Raw genomic sequence first — 20,887 nt, 5'->3', positions numbered from 1 at the left:
TCCCCTTTCTTATGCCAAATCAGAAACTGAAATACCACGAAGGGCAGCAACTTCTTCAGCGCGTTTCAATTGTTTCAAACCTTCAACAGTTGCACGAACAATGTTGATTGGAGTGTTAGAACCAAGTTGAATTTATCATTTAAAAATTTGGAATTAGGAGGATAATTATGAAAAATATTCCTAGTAAGTACAAAAAATTTAGGACAGGACTAATCATATTAGGTGCCAGTACTATTTTAAGTAGTAACTTTTTTACTTCAATCAACACAGCCTACGCTGAGTCTGGTACAGGTAGTGAAGCACCTAAGTATACATTGCCTGAAGGAGTACCTAGTAATTACAACGTGCTCTGGAATGATGAGTTTAACGGAAATGAGTTAAACCAAACAAAATGGGGTTATCTGTATTCGGCTTTCGATACTAGAGCAAAAACTCAAATGCATTTTACTGATAAACCAGAAAATGTTTCAGTGTCTGATGGTGTCTTGCATCTTACAGCTCGTTACTCACCAACACGCGAAAAATGGAATCCAGAAACCAAACAAATGGAAACAGTTCCTCGAACAAACACGAGAAAAGATAAAGATGGTAAGGTTATAGAAGAATATCCTGCTCCATTCACATCTGGCGCAATCCAAACCGTGGATTCTAATGGCAATGTTAAGGTAGCGTTTAAGGGTGATTATTATGCTGAAGCTCGTGTCAAATTGCCTATGAGTGAGTCTTCCTGGTCAGCATTCTGGATGTTTGGTACAAAGTATCCAGATTGGCCTGCTAGTGGTGAAATTGATATCCTAGAATCTAAAGGATATGATCCGAATTACTTACAAGCTAATGTTCATTCACCGTTTAAAGTTGGTGCTGATTATAGTCAACAGAACGCAAAGCGTATCCCTAATAATGGTGACACACAAACTGATTTTCATACATATGGCGTCCTAAAACAAAGTAATAAAATGACTTTTTTTTATGACGGTAAACCAGTTCACACAGTTGATTATAATAAACTGAATGTGAAAACTCCTTTTGTAGACCCAGATAACACAATGGCTCTTCGATTTACTCATATTGTTGGAGGATCATTTCTTAAAGATGGAAAAAATAGTCCACGTGACTTCACCGATGCTACTAAACATATTGATAGTTATCGAGACGGTTCGCGTTCTGATATGCTTGTAGATTATGTACGCGTTTGGCAGCCTGAAGAAACAACAACAGAAGAGTCAACTACGACTACTTCTACAACTACAACAGAAGAGCCAACTACGACTACTTCTACAACTACAACAGAAGAGCCAACAACGACTACTTCTACAACTACAACAGAAGAGCCAACTACGACTACTTCTACAACTACAACAGAAGAGCCAACAACGACTACTTCTACAACTACAACAGAAGAGCCAACTACAACAACGACTACTTCTACAACTACAACAGAAGAGCCAACTACAACAACGACTACTTCTACAACTACAACAGAAGAGCCAACTACGACTACTTCTACAACTACAACAGAAGAGCCAACAACAACGACTACTTCTACAACTACAACAGAAGAGCCAACTACAACGACTACTTCTACAACTACAACAGAAGAGCCAACAACAACGACTACTTCTACAACTACAACAGAAGAGCCAACTACAACGACTACTTCTACAACAACAACAGAAGAGCTAACTACAACGACTACTTCTACAACTACAACAGAAGAGCCAACTACAACGACTACTTCTACAACTACTACAACAGAAGAGCCAACGACTACTTCTACAACTACTACAACAGAAGAGCCAACTACGACTACAACAGAAGTTCCTGTAACTACTGATAAAGCTCCTGTAACTACTCATGAAGCTCCTGTAACTACTCATGAAGCTCCTGTGACTACTGATGAAGTTCCTGTGACTACTGATGAAGTTCCTGTGACTACTGATGAAGCTCCTGTAACTACTCATGAAGCTCCTGTAACTACTCATGAAGCTCCTGTAACTACTCATGAAGCTCCTGTAACTACTCATGAAGCTCCTGTAACTACTCATGAAGCTCCTGTGACTACTGATGAAGCTCCTGTAACTACTCATGAAGCTCCAGTGACTACTGATGAAGCTCCTGTAACTACTCATGAAGCTCCTGTAACTACTGATGAAGCTCCTGTAACTACTGATGAAGCTCCTGTAACTACTGATGAAGCTCCTGTAACTACTGATGAAGCTCCTGTAACTACTCATGAAGCTCCTGTAACTACTCATGAAGCTCCTGTGACTACTGATAAAGTTTCTGTAGCGGGTGAAAATTACAGCGTTTCTGAACACAATAATAAGAAAGATACACTGCCATCTACTGGTGAACATACTGGTACATTAACTAAAGTTATTGGTGTTCTACTTCTTGTTAGTACTATTTTAGTAGTAGTCTATATTCGTAAAAATAGAAAAGATTAACTCTTATTACTGACCCCAAAAAGTTAGACAAATAATTCACACAAAGGATTTAGTTCTGTATTGCACAGGACTGAGTCCTTTTTAGTTAATTGATGATATTTAAGCAATCAAACACATATAAACTTGCTAAGCATATCAACATGTGATATAATTAACGTAAAAGGTGCTTTTTATTAACAGAATAGAAGGAGGCGAAAAGTTTCTTATCTAAAAATATATTTTTTAGTTGTTTATCTACTAGATTTATCATTCTATATTTATCAACCGTTTAGTTTATTCTATCTTCAATAGAAAGGGAGAAACATGAATAAGAAAAAAATAAGAATAGTTGCATTTTTGGTGTGCTTACTAACTTCTTTACTTTCATTAGGTTATAGTAGTATCTTTGCTGAAACTCCTGAGGTTTCAGTAACTGGAAAATTTGTAGATGCTATTACAGATGTCAAAGTTGTAAATAATGAAGGTGGAGATCTAACTTGGGATTTAGGTCAATGGGCTACATTCCGTATCAATGCAAATTTTGATTTAACTGGAAAAAATGTCAAAGCAGGGGATACTACTGTTATGACTGTACCAGACGCTTTGGTGGTTACTTCACAATCATTCGAAATTAAAGATATCAATACAAATGAGATTATCGCTTACGCTAAAGTAAATGCGGATAACAAGTCCATTTCTTTAACTTATACGGATTATGTTGAAAAACACGACGATACAAATGGCTCTTTCTTCTTTTATGCTCGTGTCGATTTCAAAAAACACCCTCAACAAGGAGAAATTCCAATTGAGATTACGATAAACAAAGAAACAAGACCTGCTGGGAAGATTACATTTAAAGGTATCGGAGATGGAGATCCAAAAGTTTTAACAAAGACTAGTTGGGTTAACTCTAATGACCCAAGAGAGGTCCAATATACTATTTCAGTCAATCGTACAAAACAAAACATCAAAGGTGTAACGATTGAGGACCACTTGCAATTTACAAATGCTTCTTATGTAAAAGATAGCATTAAGGTTATGAAAGGTAAATTCTCTTTCGAAACTGGTGAATGGGTATTCTCAAACAGCGTTGATGTGACAGACCAACACAAGATTACAGTTAGTGAAGACGGCCAATCCTTCGTTATCGAATTAGGGGACATTACAGATCAAGATCAGTATCGTATTAATTATAAAGTACGTTTAAATTACGACCCTGTCGATGGTGAGGTCTTGAAAAATGATGCAACTCTTAAAGGTGTTGGTATTGAAAGTAACAGCATAACTAATGCTGCTGCAGTTCAAATTGCTGGTGGTGCTGGTCTTGGTTATGTTTACTCAATCAATATCCATAAAGTAGATGAGGCGAATCAACCACTTAAGGGTGCTAAGTTTAAAGTAGTTCGTCAAGCTAATAACCAAGTTATTGGTGAGTTTGTATCAGATGATAATGGTAATATTGCTGTTAACAAACTGTTAAAAGACAAATATACCATCACTGAAGTTGAAGCACCATCAGGTTATGTTATCAAAGTTGCAGATACAGAAGTTAACGTTGACGATTTTGGAGCTGAGCGTTCAGCGACTAAAACAATCGTAAATCCAAAAGAAGAAACAACCACAACGACTACAACTACAACTGAAGAGCCTACAACTACTTCAACTACTACAACGACTACTTCTACAACTACAACAACAGAAGAGCCTACTACAACTACTTCTACAACTACAACAACAGAAGAGCCAACGACTACTTCAACGACAACAACGACAGAAGGGCCAACTACGACTACTTCTACAACTACAACAACAGAAGAGCCTACTACGACTACTTCTACAACTACAACAACAGAAGAGCCTACTACGACTACTTCTACAACAACTACAACAGAAGAGCCTACTACGACTACTTCTACAACTACAACTGAAGAGCCTACTACGACTACTTCTACAACAACTACAACTGAAGAGCCTACTACGACTACTTCTACAACTACAACAACAGAAGAGCCTACTACGACTACTTCTACAACTACAACAACAGAAGAGCCAACTACGACTACTTCTACAACAACTACAACTGAAGAGCCAACTACGACTACTTCTACAACTACAACAACAGAAGAGCCTACGACTACTTCAACTACAACAACTACAACTGAAGAACCTAAGACTACTTCAAGCACAACAACTACAACTGAAGAACCTAAGACTACTTCAACTACAACAACTACGACTGAAGAGCCTACAACTACTTCAACAACCACAACTGAAGAACCTAAGACCACTTCAAGTACTACAACTACAACTGAAGAGCCTAAGACCACTTCAAGTACTACAACTACAACTGAAGAACCTAAGACTACTTCAACTACAACAACTACAACTGAAGAACCAAAATCTACAGTCACAACAACAAATGACAAACCAGGACTTCCAAATACCGGTGAAGGAAAAGGAACATTGGTTACTATCATTGGATTTATAACTCTCATTTCATCAATAGGTGCTATTGCATTCTTACGTAAAAATGAAAAAGAATAAGGTTAAAGATTGATTAACTATCTAAAGGACTATTTCAAAAATAGTCCTTTTTCATTTCCTCGACGAATGAATCATTGCTTACAAGCATTGTTCAAAGTAAATATTTAAATTTTTTCAGCGAATTTAATATAATTTTATACTTAAAACAGTTAAATACTTGAAGTCTTATTTATTTGTGATATAATTCACTTTATAGGATATTTTTTTGATAATTGACTAGTAGGAGGTGCATTTTTAGTAGTGTTGTCTTGAAAAAAATAACCTATATAATTATGCATGTATTTGTAAGTTTTAGTTTTAACATACAAATAAGTGTAAAAATTTGGAGACAAATAGGAGAAGGAAATGAAAAAAAATAATCTAAGTAGACTTACAAAAGTCTTCTTTCTTGTATTTTTACCCTTATTATTCATAGTATTTTCTCAGTCTGATGTGGTAAAAGCTGGAGATGTCAGTAATAATATTAGCTCACTGACTGTTTCATCAAATGAAATCACAGATGGTGGACAAACAACTGTTAAGTTTACATTTGACGAGCACGCACAAAAAATCCAACCAGGTGATACATTAAAAGTTAATTGGACTAGTTCTGGTACAGTCTTTGGGGTAGGTTTTAAAAAGACTATTCCTCTAAGCATTGAAGGAACTTACGTTGGTGACATGGTCATTACTGATGGCTCTGCTACCGTTACTTTTAACGAAGCTATCAAAAACCTTCAAAACATCCGTGGTTGGGGTGAATTTGAGATTGAAGTTCATAATAATACAGCAACTGATAAAGAACATGTTGGTAAATTTACTATCATCAGTGGAGATAAGACAGTTGATTTAAGCGTTAAGAAAATGGCGACTGGCGTAAACAGCGCTCCATTCTACTTAAAAGCTGGGGATATGCACGCTGACGACCCTGAACACATTCTTTGGACATTAACGATTAACGCGATGAACTTAGAAGTGGATGGCGACGTTCGTGTCGAAGACGAAGTGCAAGGCGGACACAAATTGGTGACAGACAGCTTTAGCATTACAACAACAGGAAACAAACCTGGCTACTATGGTGGCGATACAGCGATTAAAGACTTCAAAGCCGCTTTCCCTGGATCAACATTTACAGTGGATGCTTCTGGAAAAATCACTGTAACGATTCCTAAAGACTTGATCAACAAGACTGGAGTTCTTATTTTCTATCGCACAAAAGTAGAAAATGAAAACCAAAAAGACTTCAAAAACAACACAAAAGTTTGGTACCAAGTCAAAGGTGAAACTGCGGTTGTGGCCAAAGAGGTAAACGCATCTGTGGCAAACATCAATGCAAACGGTGGTGTGGATGGCGATCAAACTACAACTACAACTACTACAACGACTGAAGAAACAGTAACAACTACTTCAACAACTACGACTGAAGAGTCTACAACTACTTCAACAACTACGACTGAAGAGTCTACAACTACTTCAACTACAACAACTGAAGAGCCTACAACTACTTCAACTACAACAACTGAAGAGCCTACAACTACTTCAACAACTACGACTGAAGAGTCTACAACTACTTCAACTACAACAACTGAAGAGTCTACAACTACTTCAACTACAACAACTGAAGAACCTACAACTACTTCAACAACCACAACTGAAGAACCTAAGACTACTTCAACTACAACAACTGAAGAACCTACAACTACTTCAACAACCACAACTGAAGAACCTAAGACTACTTCAACAACTACGACTGAAGAGTCTACAACTACTTCAACTACAACAACTGAAGAGCCTACAACTACTTCAACAACCACAACTGAAGAACCTAAGACTACTTCAAGTACTACAACTGAAGAACCTAAGACTACTTCAACTACAACAACCACAACTGAAGAGCCTAAGACTACTTCAAGCACAACAACTACAACTGAAGAGCCTAAGACTACTTCAACTACAACCACTGAAGAACCTAAGACTACTTCAACAACCACAACTGAAGAGCCTAAGACTACTTCAACAACCACAACTGAAGAACCTAAGACTACTTCAAGCACAACAACTACAACTGAAGAGTCTAAGACTACTTCAAGCACAACAACTACAACTGAAGAGTCTAAGACTACTTCAAGCACAACAACTACAACTGAAGAGCCTAAGACTACTTCAACTACAACTACTGAAGAGCCTAAAACTACAGTAACTACAACTAAGGATAAACCAGGGCTTCCAGAAACTGGTGAAAGAAAAGGAACATTTGTAACAATTCTTGGTACTATCATCCTTGTTTCATCAATTCTAGTTGTTAGAAATTCACTTAAATCTAAAAATAACTAATTTTAATGAACAAAATTAAAGTGGACTAATTTTAGATGATTTAAGTTCATAAACAGAAAAAGGGTTTACTAAAAGGTAAATCCTCTTTTTGTTTCATGATCATTAAGACAAACAAAAATCGATAACCATTTTATAGTCATCGATTTTAAAATATTTTAGTCCTTTTCACCAAGTTTACTATTGATAGTCATCATGATACTTGCAATCTTTTCACCCCAATATGGATCAGAAGCGTAAAGAGTGTTCATTCCAGATGATTTATTACCAAGATGAGTTCTACCTTCATCAATATAATTCTCTCGGATCCATTTAGCTGCCCCCAAGATTCCTTTGTCGACATTGTCAAAACTCTTTGCTGAATCATATGGAGTTGTATCATAGGCAGCAATACCAAAGAAGTTATTCTTATCCTTAGCAATCTGACTACGTCCCCATGCACTTTCTAGAGCGCTGTGAGCCATGAGATAGAGTGCATTGACCTGATAACGTTTCTCTGCTTCTTTGAAGACCTCTCCTTTACCTGCGAGACGACTTCCGTTAATATTCATAAGAGAATAAGCTTTATCTAGTTCAGCTGCTGTATAATTGGTTGGCTTTCTTAAGTCTCTATAGAGGAATGGATTCTCGACTTTAAAGGTATCAAAGTTAACACCATCCGCTGAATAGTATTTTTTACCAATAGCCATAGATGAACTATGAGGTGCTACACGAACGCTTGTATATGGTGATAACTCGTGATAAACGTAACGACCGTCACTCGTATAATGAGGAATAAACTCATCGCTAGCATTTACAGCTACAAGGTCACTCTTATTCATAAAGCCTGAAAGTCCAGAAATCTGAACGGGTAGTCTTTCTCCTTGAGCTCCTGAGGCAGAAACAGCAACGATAGAACCTTGCGAAATATAGCTAAGTCTTGCTCCAGAAGCACTATAAACATAGGCTGTTATTGGTTTTACCTTATAGTAAGTTGACGTAGATGGATTAGAGATCCATTTTCCATTATTCTCGAAACTATAATCTTTACCTTTGATTTTAAGAGTTCCAGTAGCATATAGTCCATCTTCTTTCAGATAATACCAAGCATTGTATGAGTTATCAAAAATCCACTCATTTTTGGCCATATAGCCACCTGATTTAAGATAGTAGGACCCTTGCCATTGATTTTCAGCATAAGTCCCATCTGGTTTTAAGTAGAACCAGCTATTGTACTGTTTGTCAAAAAACCATTCACTTTGAGCCATGGCACCACTATCTTTTAAATAGTATTTCTTTTTCCAGGTGCTACTTTCCATTACACCTTCCGCATCAAAGTAATACCAACGGTCTTTAATTTTTTCCCATTTATTTCTAGTTATCTTACCAGAGGCGTCAGCGTAATACCACTTGTTAGAAATTTTAACCCATGATGATTCAGCTAAGGCTCCACTCTTGGTGAAGAGATACTCTTTGTAAATCGTATCACTGAGCATGGCACCATTTTGGTCAAAATAATACCAGATGTTCTTAATTTTTTCCCACTTATTACGAAGAATTTTCCCATCTTGATTACCATAGTACCATTTATCACCAATTTTAGTCCAAGTGTTAATTACTAAAGCTCCACTACTATTGAACAAATAGTCTTCGTAAATGACATTACTAAGCATGATACCGTCTTGATCAAAACGATACCAATCTCCAGAAATACTAGCCCATTTATTTCGAGTTACTTTTCCTTCTTCAGTCGCATAATACCATTTATTTTCAAGTTTTACCCATGATGATTCCGCTAGGGCTCCACTCTTATTGAAAAGATAGTCGTTAAAGACAGTATTGCTAAGCATGGTACCATCCTGGTTAAAATAATACCAAACTCCAGCAATCTTCTTCCAATTTTTGACAGCCTTTTTATTTTCATAATAACGCCATTGGCCATTCTCTTTTTGCCAACCTTCTTTGTTGACCTCTTCAGTAATTTCTTCTGTTGAAGAGTTATCCTTGGTAAGGGCTGTTTCTTGTTTCTGTGTGGTTTGAGAAGAATCCTTTTCTGCCTTGTTTTGTGTTTCGTTCTGATTCTGTTTATCGTTCTGCTCTTGACCTTGAGCTTGCTTTATCTCTTTATTATCCTTACTAGTTCTATTTGCTACAGTTTTGTCAGAACTTTCTATTTTATTTGTAGCTTGGTTTTCTTCAGCCAATACTGTTGTTTTTGAAATACCTGCAATGGAAAGAACAACAGTACTTGCTAGTAATATCTTTTTCATTTTTAACCTTTCAATTTTATATTCCCTAAATTTTTTACTTCTTACTTATCGTTTTAAAGACAACATTTATCCACTTTATTATACAATATAATTTTAATTATAAAAGTAAGGTCTTTAAGAAGAAAGAAAGTTGTAATATTGTTAAAACAATTTAGAAATAAAAGTCAACAAAAAGTAGTCGTTCTGATATTGTTCGACTACTTTTTTTGTATTATCAATAATTAACTCTCTATTACTCTGCTAGTTTTATTAGTTAGAAGTGGATGTATAATAATAGATAGAATGGCTAAGATTGCAAAACTGATACCGACATACCAGTATGGTGCATCAAGTGTGGTTGAACGACCAGAAAGATTGACAATACCTCGGAATAGTGTCCCTGTTGTAATAATAGCTACTGCCGAATTCCATAAATTAAGGCTAATTCTGGAAAAATATGGAAGGACTTTGAGCAAGATTGCTAGTATTATCCCACCGACCAGAGGTACGGTGAACAAGTAATGCATGTAAACTGATGTCTCTCCAAAACTAAATGCTTCATAAATTCTAGAAAAAGCAAAGAAGAAAATCGTAATTAGTGTATAAGAGATGACTGTTTTCTTAAAACGTTTTTTACCAAGATTAATAACCGATGTAGACAATATCACTCACCGCCCTTTCTGAAATTTTGTTTCCTCCAGTCGTTGGTTTATTGATAACCTGACCGTTGAAGTAAAGTGTAGAGGATCCACCACCATCAAGGTTGTAGGCAGTTTTTGCACCATAGGATTTCATAACCTCAGCTAGTTGGTACAAAGAGAGACCTTCACTTTCAGAAGTACGTCCGTCAGAAACTACAATAATGTAGTGGTTTTCGTCGATAATACCAATAGCTGTACGTGGATTCGAAGCCATAGCTTGTCCAACTTCTTGGTTTTTTCCTACTACTACTTCACCATTTTCAACCAAGGCAGGACCAAAAGCTAAGAGATTAACAACTCCGTCTTTGACTAGTTGGTCAGCTGAAATCTGATCCTCGTAAATAATCTTGAAAGAACCATCTTTATAAATGGCTAAATCACCATTATTAGAATTTTCACGGACAGTATCACGATAGACAACGCCATTACGGATAACATAACCTGAAGAATTGGCACCGTAATAGTCACCATTGACTGCTAAAATTGCATCATTATCTGCAGCAGTGACAGATGTTTTAGCTGTTACGTTTGTTCCAAATGAGTTTTGAGCAAATGCTGTTTTTAGATATTCTGATGAACTTACTGTAACATCTGCAACATACACTTGGGTATGATTAACCGTCGTTTCAGTCAAATTGATAGAGATATTCTCGTCCTTATAACTTGAGTTAGTTACTGTTGCTGTCTTAGCTGCTTGGCTAGCTTGAGCTGTATCGGAACTTGTATTAGTTGTTGCTACTGTCGAAATAGTCTCAGCGAGTACAAAAGTTTTCAACATTGAGTAACTAAAGGATCCTGTCAAGAGTAAACCAAGAACCGAGGCATAAGCATATGGTTTCTTTAAAAATTTCATAATACAGTTGATGTCCTTTCCTTAAAAATCAATTTCTTTTGCACTGTCCAAGAGACAGCGAAGAGAAGGACGCCGACGATAACTTTGGCAATCAGAAGGTTGATACCAAATACAGTAAAGAATAGACGAATAAGCAGAGTATCTAAAACAAAGAGTCCAACTGCTAGACCAAAGTACCCCATCCCTGTTTTCACAAGGCTATCGTCGTTTTTAAAGACTAGTTTTTTATTTGTAGAGTAGTTAAAAATGGAGCTTGTCACACGAGCTAGTCCGTTAGCTAGGAAAATTCGAAAACTTGTTGGCGCTGTTGGTAAAAACAAGATTGTAATAGCGTAAACGATATAGTCTACAACAAAGCTACTGAGAGATGATAAGGCAAATTTAAAGATATTTTTTATAAATCATGAGCCCATCTTTTATTGGTCGGAAGTGTGAATCCTCATTATCATTGATATAGACAGTTTCAATGGGAACTTCTAAAATTTGATATTCTTTAGTAGCCTCAAGTAACATATTCATTTCGTATTCGTAACGATTTCCCTCTATTTTCAACATAAAAGGAATGAGATTTGTTGTAAAAGCACGAAGTCCAGTTTGTGTATCTGTTACACCTACTCCTGTTTGTATTTTAAAGAGTGCTTTTGTTAAGCTATTTCCGAAACGGCTACGAAGGGGTACTTTACCAGTGAAGGCCCGCACACCCAAGATTAACTTATTAGGATTTTCAGAAGCTTTGTTAGCCGTACGGAAAATATCCCAAATCTTATGTTGTCCATCTGCATCTGCCGTTACAACCGTTCCATAGCTATTTTGTTGTTGGATATAAGTAAAGGCCGTTTTAAGCGCTTGGCCTTTACCTTGGTTCACTTGGTGACGGAGTACCGTAGCATATTGTTCTGCTTTATCAAAGATATTTTGACACTTTGATGAACTACCGTCGTCGATAACTAGAATACGAAAATCACTCTTTTCGTGGATTTTTTCGATGAGTTTGATAAGTTTATTATCAGGTTGATAAGCTGGAATTACTATATAGTTCATACCGGCACTCCTTTCTTAGTGATGGTATAACTATACATAACATCGCTTAAAGATACCTTATATCAGTTTTCTTTAAGAAAAAGTTAAAGAAACTTTAAGACTAGAACTCATTTTCTTTAAAAAGCAAAGATAATAAATATTAATAAATATACAAAAAAATCCTCAAATAGCAAATGAATTTGAGGATGGAATTTATTATAAAATAAACTATTTATTCTATTTTATCTCTTAATTTCTCAACAAAGAGATAGGCCGCAGGACAGGTTAAAGTGTTTTTGATAGTCAGATTATTAATTTGATAAATCTTTTTACGGTCGGTATGTGGAAATTCTCTACAAGCCTTGGGACGGACATCATAGATGGAACAGAGATTATCGCCACCGAGAAATGGACATGGCATTGACTTAAAGATCTTATCACCGTCTTCATCTACCTGTAGAAATTCATCTTCGAAGGCTGGTAATTTCATTTTAAAATACTTGGCAATGCGTGTGATATCTGCTTCTTTAAAATCTGGTCCAAGGCTCTTGCAGCAGTTGGCACAGGCTGTACAATCAATTTCTTCAAAAACTTCCTGGTGAATTTCAAGGGCAATCTTATCTAGGTTTTTTGGAGCTTTCTTTTTCAGATTTCCAAGAAATTTACGATGTTCTTTTTGCTTTTGTAAAGCTAATTGGTGATAGTATTCGATATCGATTTCTTTTGACATAGATTCTTTTACATCCTTTTCTGAAACTAGTATACCATAACTGAACATAAATAAAAACTACTGCCATTAAGGCAATAGTTTATACAAGATTAGTTCACTTCGACCACCTCAACCATATCTTTTCCAAGTAAGATTAAATATTTTTTAACTTGATTTATTTGGTAAGAACGAGACAAGGCTTCTGCATATAGAGATAATTGACCTCTATAACGTTCAATCAGTTGACTTGGAAATTCATAATGATCTGTCTTGTAGTCAAAGAGAACAATTTTATCCTCATAGAGGAGATAACCATCTAAAATCCCACGAACAACAAAGTCTTCCTGACTCTTATCATCCCGTTTTAACATAGAGAAGGGTTGTTCTCGATAAAGTTTATCTTGATTTTTTAGAATCTCTTGACCAAGAGCTGTATCAAAGAAGGACAAGATTTTTTCGAGATTAACTTTATCTTTAACAGCTGAAGTTGCCTGAACTTGCTCCAAGGCTTCTGTCAAGGTTTCCAAAGTAGGTTTCTTAGAGAGATTGATTCGTTGCATCAATTCATGAGTAGCACTACCAATTTCAGCTCCAGTGACTTTTTCTGTCTTGGAGAAGTCTGGAAGTTCAAACTGAATCATAGTTTCTTTTGGTTTAGATTGACCAGCTACTACTACACCTTCCATATCCATGACTGGTTCATAAAACTTCTTAATCTGACTTGGAGTTTGAACACTCGGAAGATTAATCGCTGCACGGTGGATTTCATTATACACTTCCACTTCTTTCAGCATTTGTAAAGCTTCCTTAATGGCATCAGACTGACGGTTGCTTGCCTGGGAAAGATCTTGGAGCTGGCTTTTAGTTTCCAATTTACCGATAGCTTCTTCTGTCAGTTGTTCTTCACCCTCGAAACGAACACTAAAGTGTAAGTTCTCTTTAGAAAAAGCTTGATAGATGGCCCAAATCCAGTCCTGGAAATTTTGAGCATCTAACCTGGTTTGACGAGTTAGGAGACCTTGCCCATTTGTCGGGTATTCTTTAGACTCTAACTTTTCCCTAGATCCCTTTCCGACTAGATAAAGTTTTTTCTCAGCACGAGTCATGGCTACATACAGTAAACGCATCAACTCAGAATAGCTTGCTAATTGGAGCTCCTCCTCATTTTGACTATAAGTCAAGCTTGGAATGGATAACTTAATCGTAGATGGAAGATATTCCTCTTTTGCATTTGTAGCTACTCTAGCAACATACTTGAGACCAAGGCCATTTTTACGACTAAGGATAACTTCAGACATGGAATCTTGCTTATTAAATTGCTGATCAATATTGAGAATAAAGACATATGGGAACTCAAGCCCCTTACTCTTATGAATACTCATAAGCTCCACAGCATCCTTAGGTGGAGCTACAGTGACACTGGCAAGGTCGTGCTTGGCTTCCAAGACTTGATCAATCATAGTTATGAAACGTGATAAGCCTTTAAAATTACTCTTTTCAAACTGGTCAGCTCGTAGTGCTAGGGCATAGAGGTTGGCCTGTCTAGCTTGACCATTTGGTAAAGCACCAACATAATCATAATAGAAACGTTCGCTATAGATTTTCCAAATAAGGTCATAAAGCGAATGAGTTTTTGAGAACAAACGCCAAGAATTAACAGTTTCCAAGAAAAGGTTAAGCTTTTTATGGAGTTCAGGCTTAATTAAATCCTTTTGGATACTAGTTTTTGCTTGAGCATTGACTAGTTTCTCATAAAAGTTTTCTTGAACCTTATCCTCGGAATTTTGAAGAGCTAGACGAGCCAATTCATCTTCATCAAAGCTAAACATAGGAGACTTCATGAGAGCTACTAAAGCGAAGTCTTGCAGAGGATTATGGATGACACGAAGAGTATCCAACATAACCTGTACTTCTAAAGATTGCAAATAATTGTTTAGAGCGCCATCCGTTTTAGCTGGGATCCCATATTCCGACAAAGCAAGTAAAACCTGGTCATTCCGACTTCTGCTGGCAGTCAAGAGAGCAATGTCATTAAAAGGAACCCCTTTATCATTATGAAGATGCAATATCTCCTTAATGACCATTCGCATTTCACCAGTTAGTTTGTTGGTCGAAAACTCTTCCTCTTCCTTAGAATCACCATCAACATCATTATCATACAAGAGGACTTCTGCATTGTTTTCTGGATCTGGGTGTAAATCAGTATTTCCGAAAACAAGTTGATGCATGCCGTCATAAGAAATCTCTCCAACTTCCTCATCCATGAGATGCTTAAAGACGTCATTGGTAGCATTTAGCACTTCTGAACTACTACGGAAGTTTTCCTTAAGCAGTATTAATTGACCTTCTTTGCTATCCTGAGCAAAACTATGGAATTTTTCATTGAAGATTTGGGGATCTGCCTGTCTAAAACGATAAATAGACTGCTTGATATCTCCCACCATAAAACGGTTATGCCCGTTAGAGAGAAGCTCCAACATTCTTTCCTGGATATGGTTGGTATCTTGGTACTCATCGACCATGACTTCGTGGAAACGTTCCTGATACTCTTTTCGAACTTGAGGGAAGTTTTCCAATATCTCAATGGTATAGTGACTAATATCCGCAAATTCAAAGGCATTCTCTTCGCGTTTACGCTTTCGATAGGCATCAACAAAATCACTCATGAAAACTTGAAAAGTCTTTGCCAAGTCCCAAGACTCTTGATGATATTTTTCCTGGAATTTCAATAAAGTAATTTGGTCATTTAGTGAAATTAGCTTTTCAAACTTGTCTTTTCTCTCTTGGTTGTACGCTTCTTTCAGTTCTAGGAGTTCAGCCTTGCGACTAGCATTTGTGAGAGAACGGCCACCCTTATCTTTAGAAATACTCACAACTCGCTCTAGAACTTCTTGATATTGATTAAAAGTAGATTCGTTGGTTAAAGCTCCAATTTCATCAAGAACTTGTTGGACAGCTTCTAAGTAGGCTGCTTTCCCAAATTCCTTAGCATCATTCTCTAGATGGTAACGGAAGAAACTTTCCAAATCCCAGAGTCTTTGCTGAATGTCTTGAGCCAACTTCTCTTTAGAATTTGTAAAATCAGCCTTTTCAAAGCCTTTTAGAAAAGAATTTTCTAGCCAAGCCTGAGGATTACTAGTGGATTGTAAGAACTCATAAATCATATAGACCTGTTTACGCAATCCACGTGCATCCTTACTTTTACCCGCAAAGTTCTTGACCAACTGACTAAACTGTTCTTGTTCCTTATCTTGGTAGTGTTTTTCAAAAACCTGCAGAAAGACTTCGTTTTTTAAGAGGAGTTGCTCACTTTCATTCTCAAGAATGCGGAAATTTGGGGCGAGGTCAATCAGATAACCATGTTTAGCTAGAAACTTCTGAGTAAAAGAGTCCATAGTTCCGATAGCAGCGTTTGGTAAATCAGCTAATTGTCTTCCAAGATGCTTTTTTAGCTCCATATCTTGAGTCTCTTGGATTTGTTGGCTGATTTTCTTTTCCAAGCGTTCTTTTAACTCGGTTGCTGCCTTTACCGTAAAGGTTGAGATAAAGAGTTGGCGAATTTCTACTCCACGCGCTAGTTGATCAAGAATTCGTTCAGCCATGACAAAGGTTTTTCCTGAGCCAGCTGATGCTGAGACCAGAATGTTTTTACCAGAACTGTAGATAGCTTGGATTTGCTCAGCAGTTTTCTTGGGTTTCTTGTCAGAATGAGCTTCTTCTATTTGCAACTTTTCAATCTCTTCTTGGGATAAAAATTTCATCGCTCCAACTCCTCTCTAATTTTATTAAACCATGTTTCTTTATCATTGCTCTTAGCGACCTTATCTAACAATCTAGCCTGACCTAAATGGTAATTAGCTTCAAAACCAGTTATCGACTGATATTGTTGGACATAAGGGGCAATACTTCTGCCGTCTTCTGTGTAAGGATTGATAGCAAATCTACCAGATAAAATCTTCTCTGCAGCTTTCTTATAGATAAGGGCGTTATAGTCCAGCAATAACTGGAATTCCTCATCAGACAACTGATAGGTCTTGTTTTTATTATATAGTTCACCAAGATTCTTTATTTCTTTTTCAAGAAATAGCCCTTGATATTTCATACTCTTAGCCGTTTCTGCTAAAGCCTTAGAAAGAGTTTTAACAGATTGTAAGGACTGAACTGGCTCAGCCATCTCTAAATACATGGCACCAAAGAAGTCGGTATTTCCTTCTTTCCTAAGAGCAGCTAGATAGGTCGGTAACTGTGAATTAAGGCCGTTATAAAAGAGAGGGAAGTTAAACTGAGTTAGAGAAGATTTGTAATCGACAACACCAATTGCATCACTGGTTTTTAAGCGATCTATACGGTCAACTTTACCACGGACATAGACATTTCTGCCGTTTTCTAACTGAACAAAAGCTTGTTCCTTACCACCAAAAACTGCTTCTTCCTGAATGGTTTCAATTTCAGAATTGTGACGAAGTATATGCCCAGTAGCACGCGCAACGTCTAAAAGAACTTCCTTGGTTAATTGGGCTTCCAAACTTTCTTGATAAATAGCTTGAAACTCTCGTTCCTGGCTGGTTTCAGAGATTGCTTGTTCTAAACGTCGGTCAAAAGGTGTATCAATAGGAAGTTTCATAGCCCGTTCAAAAATACGATGCAAGAAATTCCCATGACTTCGTGCATCAGGTCGCAGTCGCAATTCTTCCTGCAAGCCTAAGACATATCGAAGGAAATAACTGTATTCGTTTCGATAAAACTCTGTCAATCCCGAAGTTGATAGATAGAAATCTTGATCTTGAGGATACAAGGCTTCCAAAGTTTCAGTAGCTAAGGTCTTACTTTTTGGACTTGTCGGTAGGACAGGATTATCAAGACCTTGATCTTCTAATTTTCTCCCCATGACACGAGCTAGAACCTTAATAAAGGTTAAGTCTTGCTCACTTGTCTCCGTATCACCTTGCTGGTGATAAGCAACAAGACTAGATAAAAGACTGTGATAAGAACCAATATCATCCTTTGATAGGTTTTTTCGATCGATTCTCTTTTCAATCTTGGTAAAACCAAAATCCTGCAATTCTTTCAGATAAACCGACTCTTTACTCTCGCTTTCATTGAGTAAACTTGGCGCTGATAAGACCAATTGCTTCTTAGCAGAGTTTGCCAAAGAAAGCATGGTATAGCGATTTTTCTTAAGATTTTCATGGCTAGCAATCAATAATTGAGAACCTTCTTGAGTCCTTTGGTTCAGTACTTCTCTTTCTTCATCACTCAATAAACTCATGTTTTGAGAAATTTTAGGTAGATGATCCTGGGTTAAGCCAAGTGCATAGATGTAATCAGAAGTTAAAGGCGAAATCAAATCATAACTTTGCACCAGAACCGTATCTACCGTTGCAGGGATTGTACGATAATTTGATAAGGACATCCCTGAATGAAGAAGAGCCAAGAAATCATCTAAAGCAACCTGAGTCCCCTCAAATACGGTCGCAAATTGCTCCATTACGTGGCAAAATGCTTTCCAGACCTCTTCTTGTCTTTCTTGCTCTGTCGCATCCATCGTTTCAGATAAGGATTGTAATTGCTTGGTCACAGATGCATCCTTCAAAAAGTTATTCCATTTTGTAAGGATATTTTCAATCTTTTGCTTACGACTGGATAATAAAGTTTCTAGTGGATTTAGGACACGGACACGCAGCTCATTTAATTTTTCTAAATCAAATTTTCCATGATGATTTTTTGTAAATTCTTGTTTAAAGTTAGAAAGACCATCAATACCTAAATAGCGGATATATTGTTCAAAGCTATCGATTTCTTCTTGAGTAAGGTCGGTATATAAGCCAGTTCGCAAGAGATTAATCAAATCTTCCTGACGGAAATAGTACCGTTTGAGACGTCCCACAGATTCTACAAATTGAGTCAAAGGATGATGAGCCATAGACTCGCTTCTCCCCAGATAGAAAGGGAGCTGATATTGATTAAAAATTGTCTGCAAAGACAGTTTATAAGACTCTACGTCTCCTAGTAAGATACGAAAATTTTTGTAGCTTAGTTTAGGATCTTGGTGCAATTTCTGGCGAATGCTACGAGCAACGAGCTCCAGCTCTTCTTTTTGTGTCAGACAAGACCAGATTTGTAAGTCTTCTCTATCCTTAGCATCCACTTCTAAGCTAATTTCAGAATAATCATAAGCACTTTCCAGTAATTTTGAGGCCTTGGCAAAAGCATCAAGATTTCCGTGTTCTTGACATGCATCTTCGGCCTTGGTCTGATATTTAAAGGCTAAATGACGTAGAAACTCAACACTAGCTTGATAGAGATTCCCTTCACTAAAAGGACTAGTGTATGCTTTCTTAGTTGCATATACACCAATAATAATCTCAACACCCTTACGATGGAGCAAATCCACTAGGTGTTCCTCTTCTGCTGAAAAACGAGTAAAACCATCAATGACTAGGGCAATTTTACTAAAATCACTGCTAACCTTGTTTTCTTCGATAGCATCAATCAGATAGGATAATGGACTCCCCTGTGAAACTTGACCTTGATTTAAATATGCTGTTATCTTTTCAAAAATCAAGATTAAATCAGAGCGTTTATCAGCATCTGTCAAACTTTCCAAGTCCAAAAAACTCATCTTTGCAGTTGAAATTTCATGATAAATCTCAATCAGTTGCTGGATGAATTGCGGATCTTGTTTAATAGCCCCGTAAACACGTAAATCCTTAGCATCTATCTCAGACAGACATTTATAGAAAGCCATACCAAGACCAATATCATCGAGACTTGACCTCTCAGGAATATCATTTAAAACCAGATAACGAGCCATTTGAGCGAAGCGCGTGACTGTGATAGCAAAAGAAGCCTGCTGACTCAAGCACTCCAGCACGGCACGTTCCTTTTCAAAAGAAAGAGAGTTAGGGGCGATATAAAAGACTCGTTTGCCTTGGGCAACTAGTCCTTGAGCCTCCTTGGTTAGGATTTCTGTCAAAGAAGTCCGAATATCGGTATACAGTAGTTTCATCTCTGCCTCGTTTGTTTTTTCATTACTCTATATTATACCATGATTTAACAGAAGATTCTGCCTCTGATTCCCAAAATATGCTATAATATAGGCAAAACACGTGAAAAGGAACTACTATGATTAAACTACTTGCTCTAGATATGGATGGTACTCTGCTCAACGAAGCCAAAGAAATCCCTCAAGCTCATATTGATGCCATTCATAAGGCTATCGAAAAAGGTGTCAAACTGGTTCTCTGTACTGGGCGCCCTCTCTTTGGAGTTCTTCCCTACTATAAAAAACTAGGTCTTGATTTACAGAATGAATACGTCATCGTCAACAATGGATGTTCTACCCACCAAACTAGTGACTGGGGCCTTGTTGACTGGCGAGAACTTAGCAAATCTGATATTGAATACCTGAATGACCTTGCTGAAAAGAGTGAGGTGCAGTTGACTCTCTTTGACGAGGAACACTATTTCGTTCTCGGAGGCAAACCAAATCCTATTGTTCAATATGATGCTACACTTGTCTTTGCTGACCTGACTGAAATCTCACTGGAAGAAGCTACTTGTGGGAAGTATCGTATGTTCCAGGGAATGTTTTTAGGGACAAAAGAACAAACAGATGACTTTGAACAACGATTTGCTGATGAACTTTGTCAGAGATTTAGCGGTGTTCGTTCTCAACCAGTGATCTATGAAGCAATGCCACTCGGTACAACCAAGGCTTCTGCTCTTTCTCGTTTGGCTGAGATTTTAGATATCCAACCTTCTGAAATCATGGCTATGGGTGATGCCAATAACGACATTGAGATGTTAGAGTTTGCTGGGCTGGGGATCGCCATGGGAAATGCCAGCGACCACGTCAAATCTCTCGCTGACGCCGTAACTGCCAGCAATGAAGAAGACGGCGTTGCCCGCGCTATTGAGAAATATATTTTGTAGAAAATAAGCCCAGTCAACTAGTATTTCTAGCCAACTGGGCTTTTATTTTCTTTTAATTTAAAAACTTTAGAAACTCTTTAGAAATGCTTGACGATTCTTTGATATCTATGCTTTATACTAGAGTTATAAAAATAAAACATCTTATACTCTTCGAAAATCAA

The 20,887-nt window shown here is 37.2% G+C and carries 10 protein-coding genes and 2 pseudogenes; 4 read left to right on the top strand and 8 right to left on the bottom strand.

The annotated features are described in order from the left end of the window. Positions 1-9: 9 nt before the first annotated feature. A pseudogene (rpsE, locus tag QM923_RS02615) lies at positions 10-126 on the bottom strand (30S ribosomal protein S5); the annotation flags it as partial. A 41-nt stretch (positions 127-167) separates the two neighbouring features. Between rpsE and QM923_RS02610 the strand changes: the two are divergent. The 3 genes from QM923_RS02610 to QM923_RS02600 all read left to right on the top strand — a co-directional run bounded on the left by QM923_RS02610 (position 168) and on the right by QM923_RS02600 (position 7,283). Next, positions 168-2,447, top strand: coding sequence for a family 16 glycosylhydrolase (locus QM923_RS02610; protein ID WP_414290758.1), 2,280 nt, complete (start codon positions 168-170; stop codon positions 2,445-2,447). Between the two features lie 303 nt (positions 2,448-2,750). Next, positions 2,751-4,970, top strand: coding sequence for an Ig-like domain-containing protein (locus QM923_RS02605; protein WP_414290757.1), 2,220 nt, complete (start codon positions 2,751-2,753; stop codon positions 4,968-4,970). A 345-nt stretch (positions 4,971-5,315) separates the two neighbouring features. Further along, entirely contained in the window at positions 5,316-7,283 is a 1,968-nt protein-coding gene (locus QM923_RS02600; RefSeq protein WP_414290756.1) for a Gamma-glutamyltranspeptidase, read from the top strand. A gap of 155 nt (positions 7,284-7,438) precedes the next feature. Here QM923_RS02600 and QM923_RS02595 read toward each other — a convergent pair whose 3' ends face one another. From QM923_RS02595 to rexB, 7 genes and pseudogenes are all read right to left on the bottom strand, one after another. After that, entirely contained in the window at positions 7,439-9,529 is a 2,091-nt protein-coding gene (locus QM923_RS02595; RefSeq protein ID WP_414290755.1) for a glucosaminidase domain-containing protein, read from the bottom strand. Positions 9,530-9,750: 221 nt separating this feature from the next. Further along, positions 9,751-10,176 carry a hypothetical protein gene (locus QM923_RS02590; RefSeq protein WP_414290754.1) on the bottom strand — a complete coding sequence of 142 codons (426 nt, stop codon included), beginning with the start codon at positions 10,174-10,176 and terminating at the stop codon, positions 9,751-9,753. Then, positions 10,151-11,062 carry a phosphodiester glycosidase family protein gene (locus QM923_RS02585; protein ID WP_414290753.1) on the bottom strand — a complete coding sequence of 304 codons (912 nt, stop codon included), beginning with the start codon at positions 11,060-11,062 and terminating at the stop codon, positions 10,151-10,153. Before QM923_RS02585 ends, QM923_RS02590 begins: the two co-directional genes overlap by 26 nt. After that, positions 11,059-12,103 (bottom strand): annotated as a pseudogene (locus QM923_RS02580) (glycosyltransferase). The gene QM923_RS02585 and the pseudogene QM923_RS02580 overlap by 4 nt, the downstream one beginning before the upstream one ends. A 211-nt stretch (positions 12,104-12,314) precedes the next feature. Continuing rightward, positions 12,315-12,812 (bottom strand): YkgJ family cysteine cluster protein, encoded by a 498-nt coding sequence (locus QM923_RS02575; RefSeq protein ID WP_006152239.1) that lies wholly within the window; start codon positions 12,810-12,812, stop codon positions 12,315-12,317. Between the two features lie 89 nt (positions 12,813-12,901). Beyond that, on the bottom strand, positions 12,902-16,552 hold the full coding sequence (addA, locus tag QM923_RS02570) for a helicase-exonuclease AddAB subunit AddA (protein ID WP_414290752.1): 3,651 nt from the start codon (positions 16,550-16,552) through the stop codon (positions 12,902-12,904). Further along, entirely contained in the window at positions 16,549-19,800 is a 3,252-nt protein-coding gene (rexB, locus tag QM923_RS02565; protein ID WP_414290751.1) for an ATP-dependent nuclease subunit B, read from the bottom strand. The genes addA and rexB overlap by 4 nt, the downstream gene beginning before the upstream one ends. A gap of 116 nt (positions 19,801-19,916) precedes the next feature. Between rexB and QM923_RS02560 the strand changes: the two genes are divergently transcribed. Beyond that, the gene (locus tag QM923_RS02560; RefSeq protein WP_414290750.1) at positions 19,917-20,726 is read left to right on the top strand and encodes a Cof-type HAD-IIB family hydrolase; all 810 of its coding nucleotides are present in this window, start codon (positions 19,917-19,919) and stop codon (positions 20,724-20,726) included. Positions 20,727-20,887 lie beyond the last annotated feature (161 nt).

Origin of the sequence: Streptococcus infantis, assembly GCF_047463275.1 — a bacterium.
In the GTDB taxonomy this organism is placed as follows: Bacteria; Bacillota; Bacilli; order Lactobacillales; family Streptococcaceae; genus Streptococcus; species Streptococcus infantis_AF.
The sequence above is the reverse complement of the archived record's forward strand: the minus strand, read 5'-3'. Positions and strand labels throughout refer to the sequence as shown.

What these genes read in the sequence shown, in the direction of transcription:
- QM923_RS02610 (WP_414290758.1), top strand. Translation starts at nt 168, where the DNA reads ATGAAAAATATTCCTAGTAAGTACAAAAAATTTAGGACAGGACTAATC.
- QM923_RS02605 (WP_414290757.1), top strand. Translation starts at nt 2,751, where the DNA reads ATGAATAAGAAAAAAATAAGAATAGTTGCATTTTTGGTGTGCTTACTA.
- QM923_RS02600 (WP_414290756.1), top strand. Translation starts at nt 5,316, where the DNA reads ATGAAAAAAAATAATCTAAGTAGACTTACAAAAGTCTTCTTTCTTGTA.
- QM923_RS02595 (WP_414290755.1), bottom strand. Translation starts at nt 9,529, where the DNA reads ATGAAAAAGATATTACTAGCAAGTACTGTTGTTCTTTCCATTGCAGGT.
- QM923_RS02585 (WP_414290753.1), bottom strand. Translation starts at nt 11,062, where the DNA reads ATGAAATTTTTAAAGAAACCATATGCTTATGCCTCGGTTCTTGGTTTA.
- QM923_RS02575 (WP_006152239.1), bottom strand. Translation starts at nt 12,812, where the DNA reads ATGTCAAAAGAAATCGATATCGAATACTATCACCAATTAGCTTTACAA.
- addA (WP_414290752.1), bottom strand. Translation starts at nt 16,552, where the DNA reads ATGAAATTTTTATCCCAAGAAGAGATTGAAAAGTTGCAAATAGAAGAA.
- rexB (WP_414290751.1), bottom strand. Translation starts at nt 19,800, where the DNA reads ATGAAACTACTGTATACCGATATTCGGACTTCTTTGACAGAAATCCTA.
- QM923_RS02560 (WP_414290750.1), top strand. Translation starts at nt 19,917, where the DNA reads ATGATTAAACTACTTGCTCTAGATATGGATGGTACTCTGCTCAACGAA.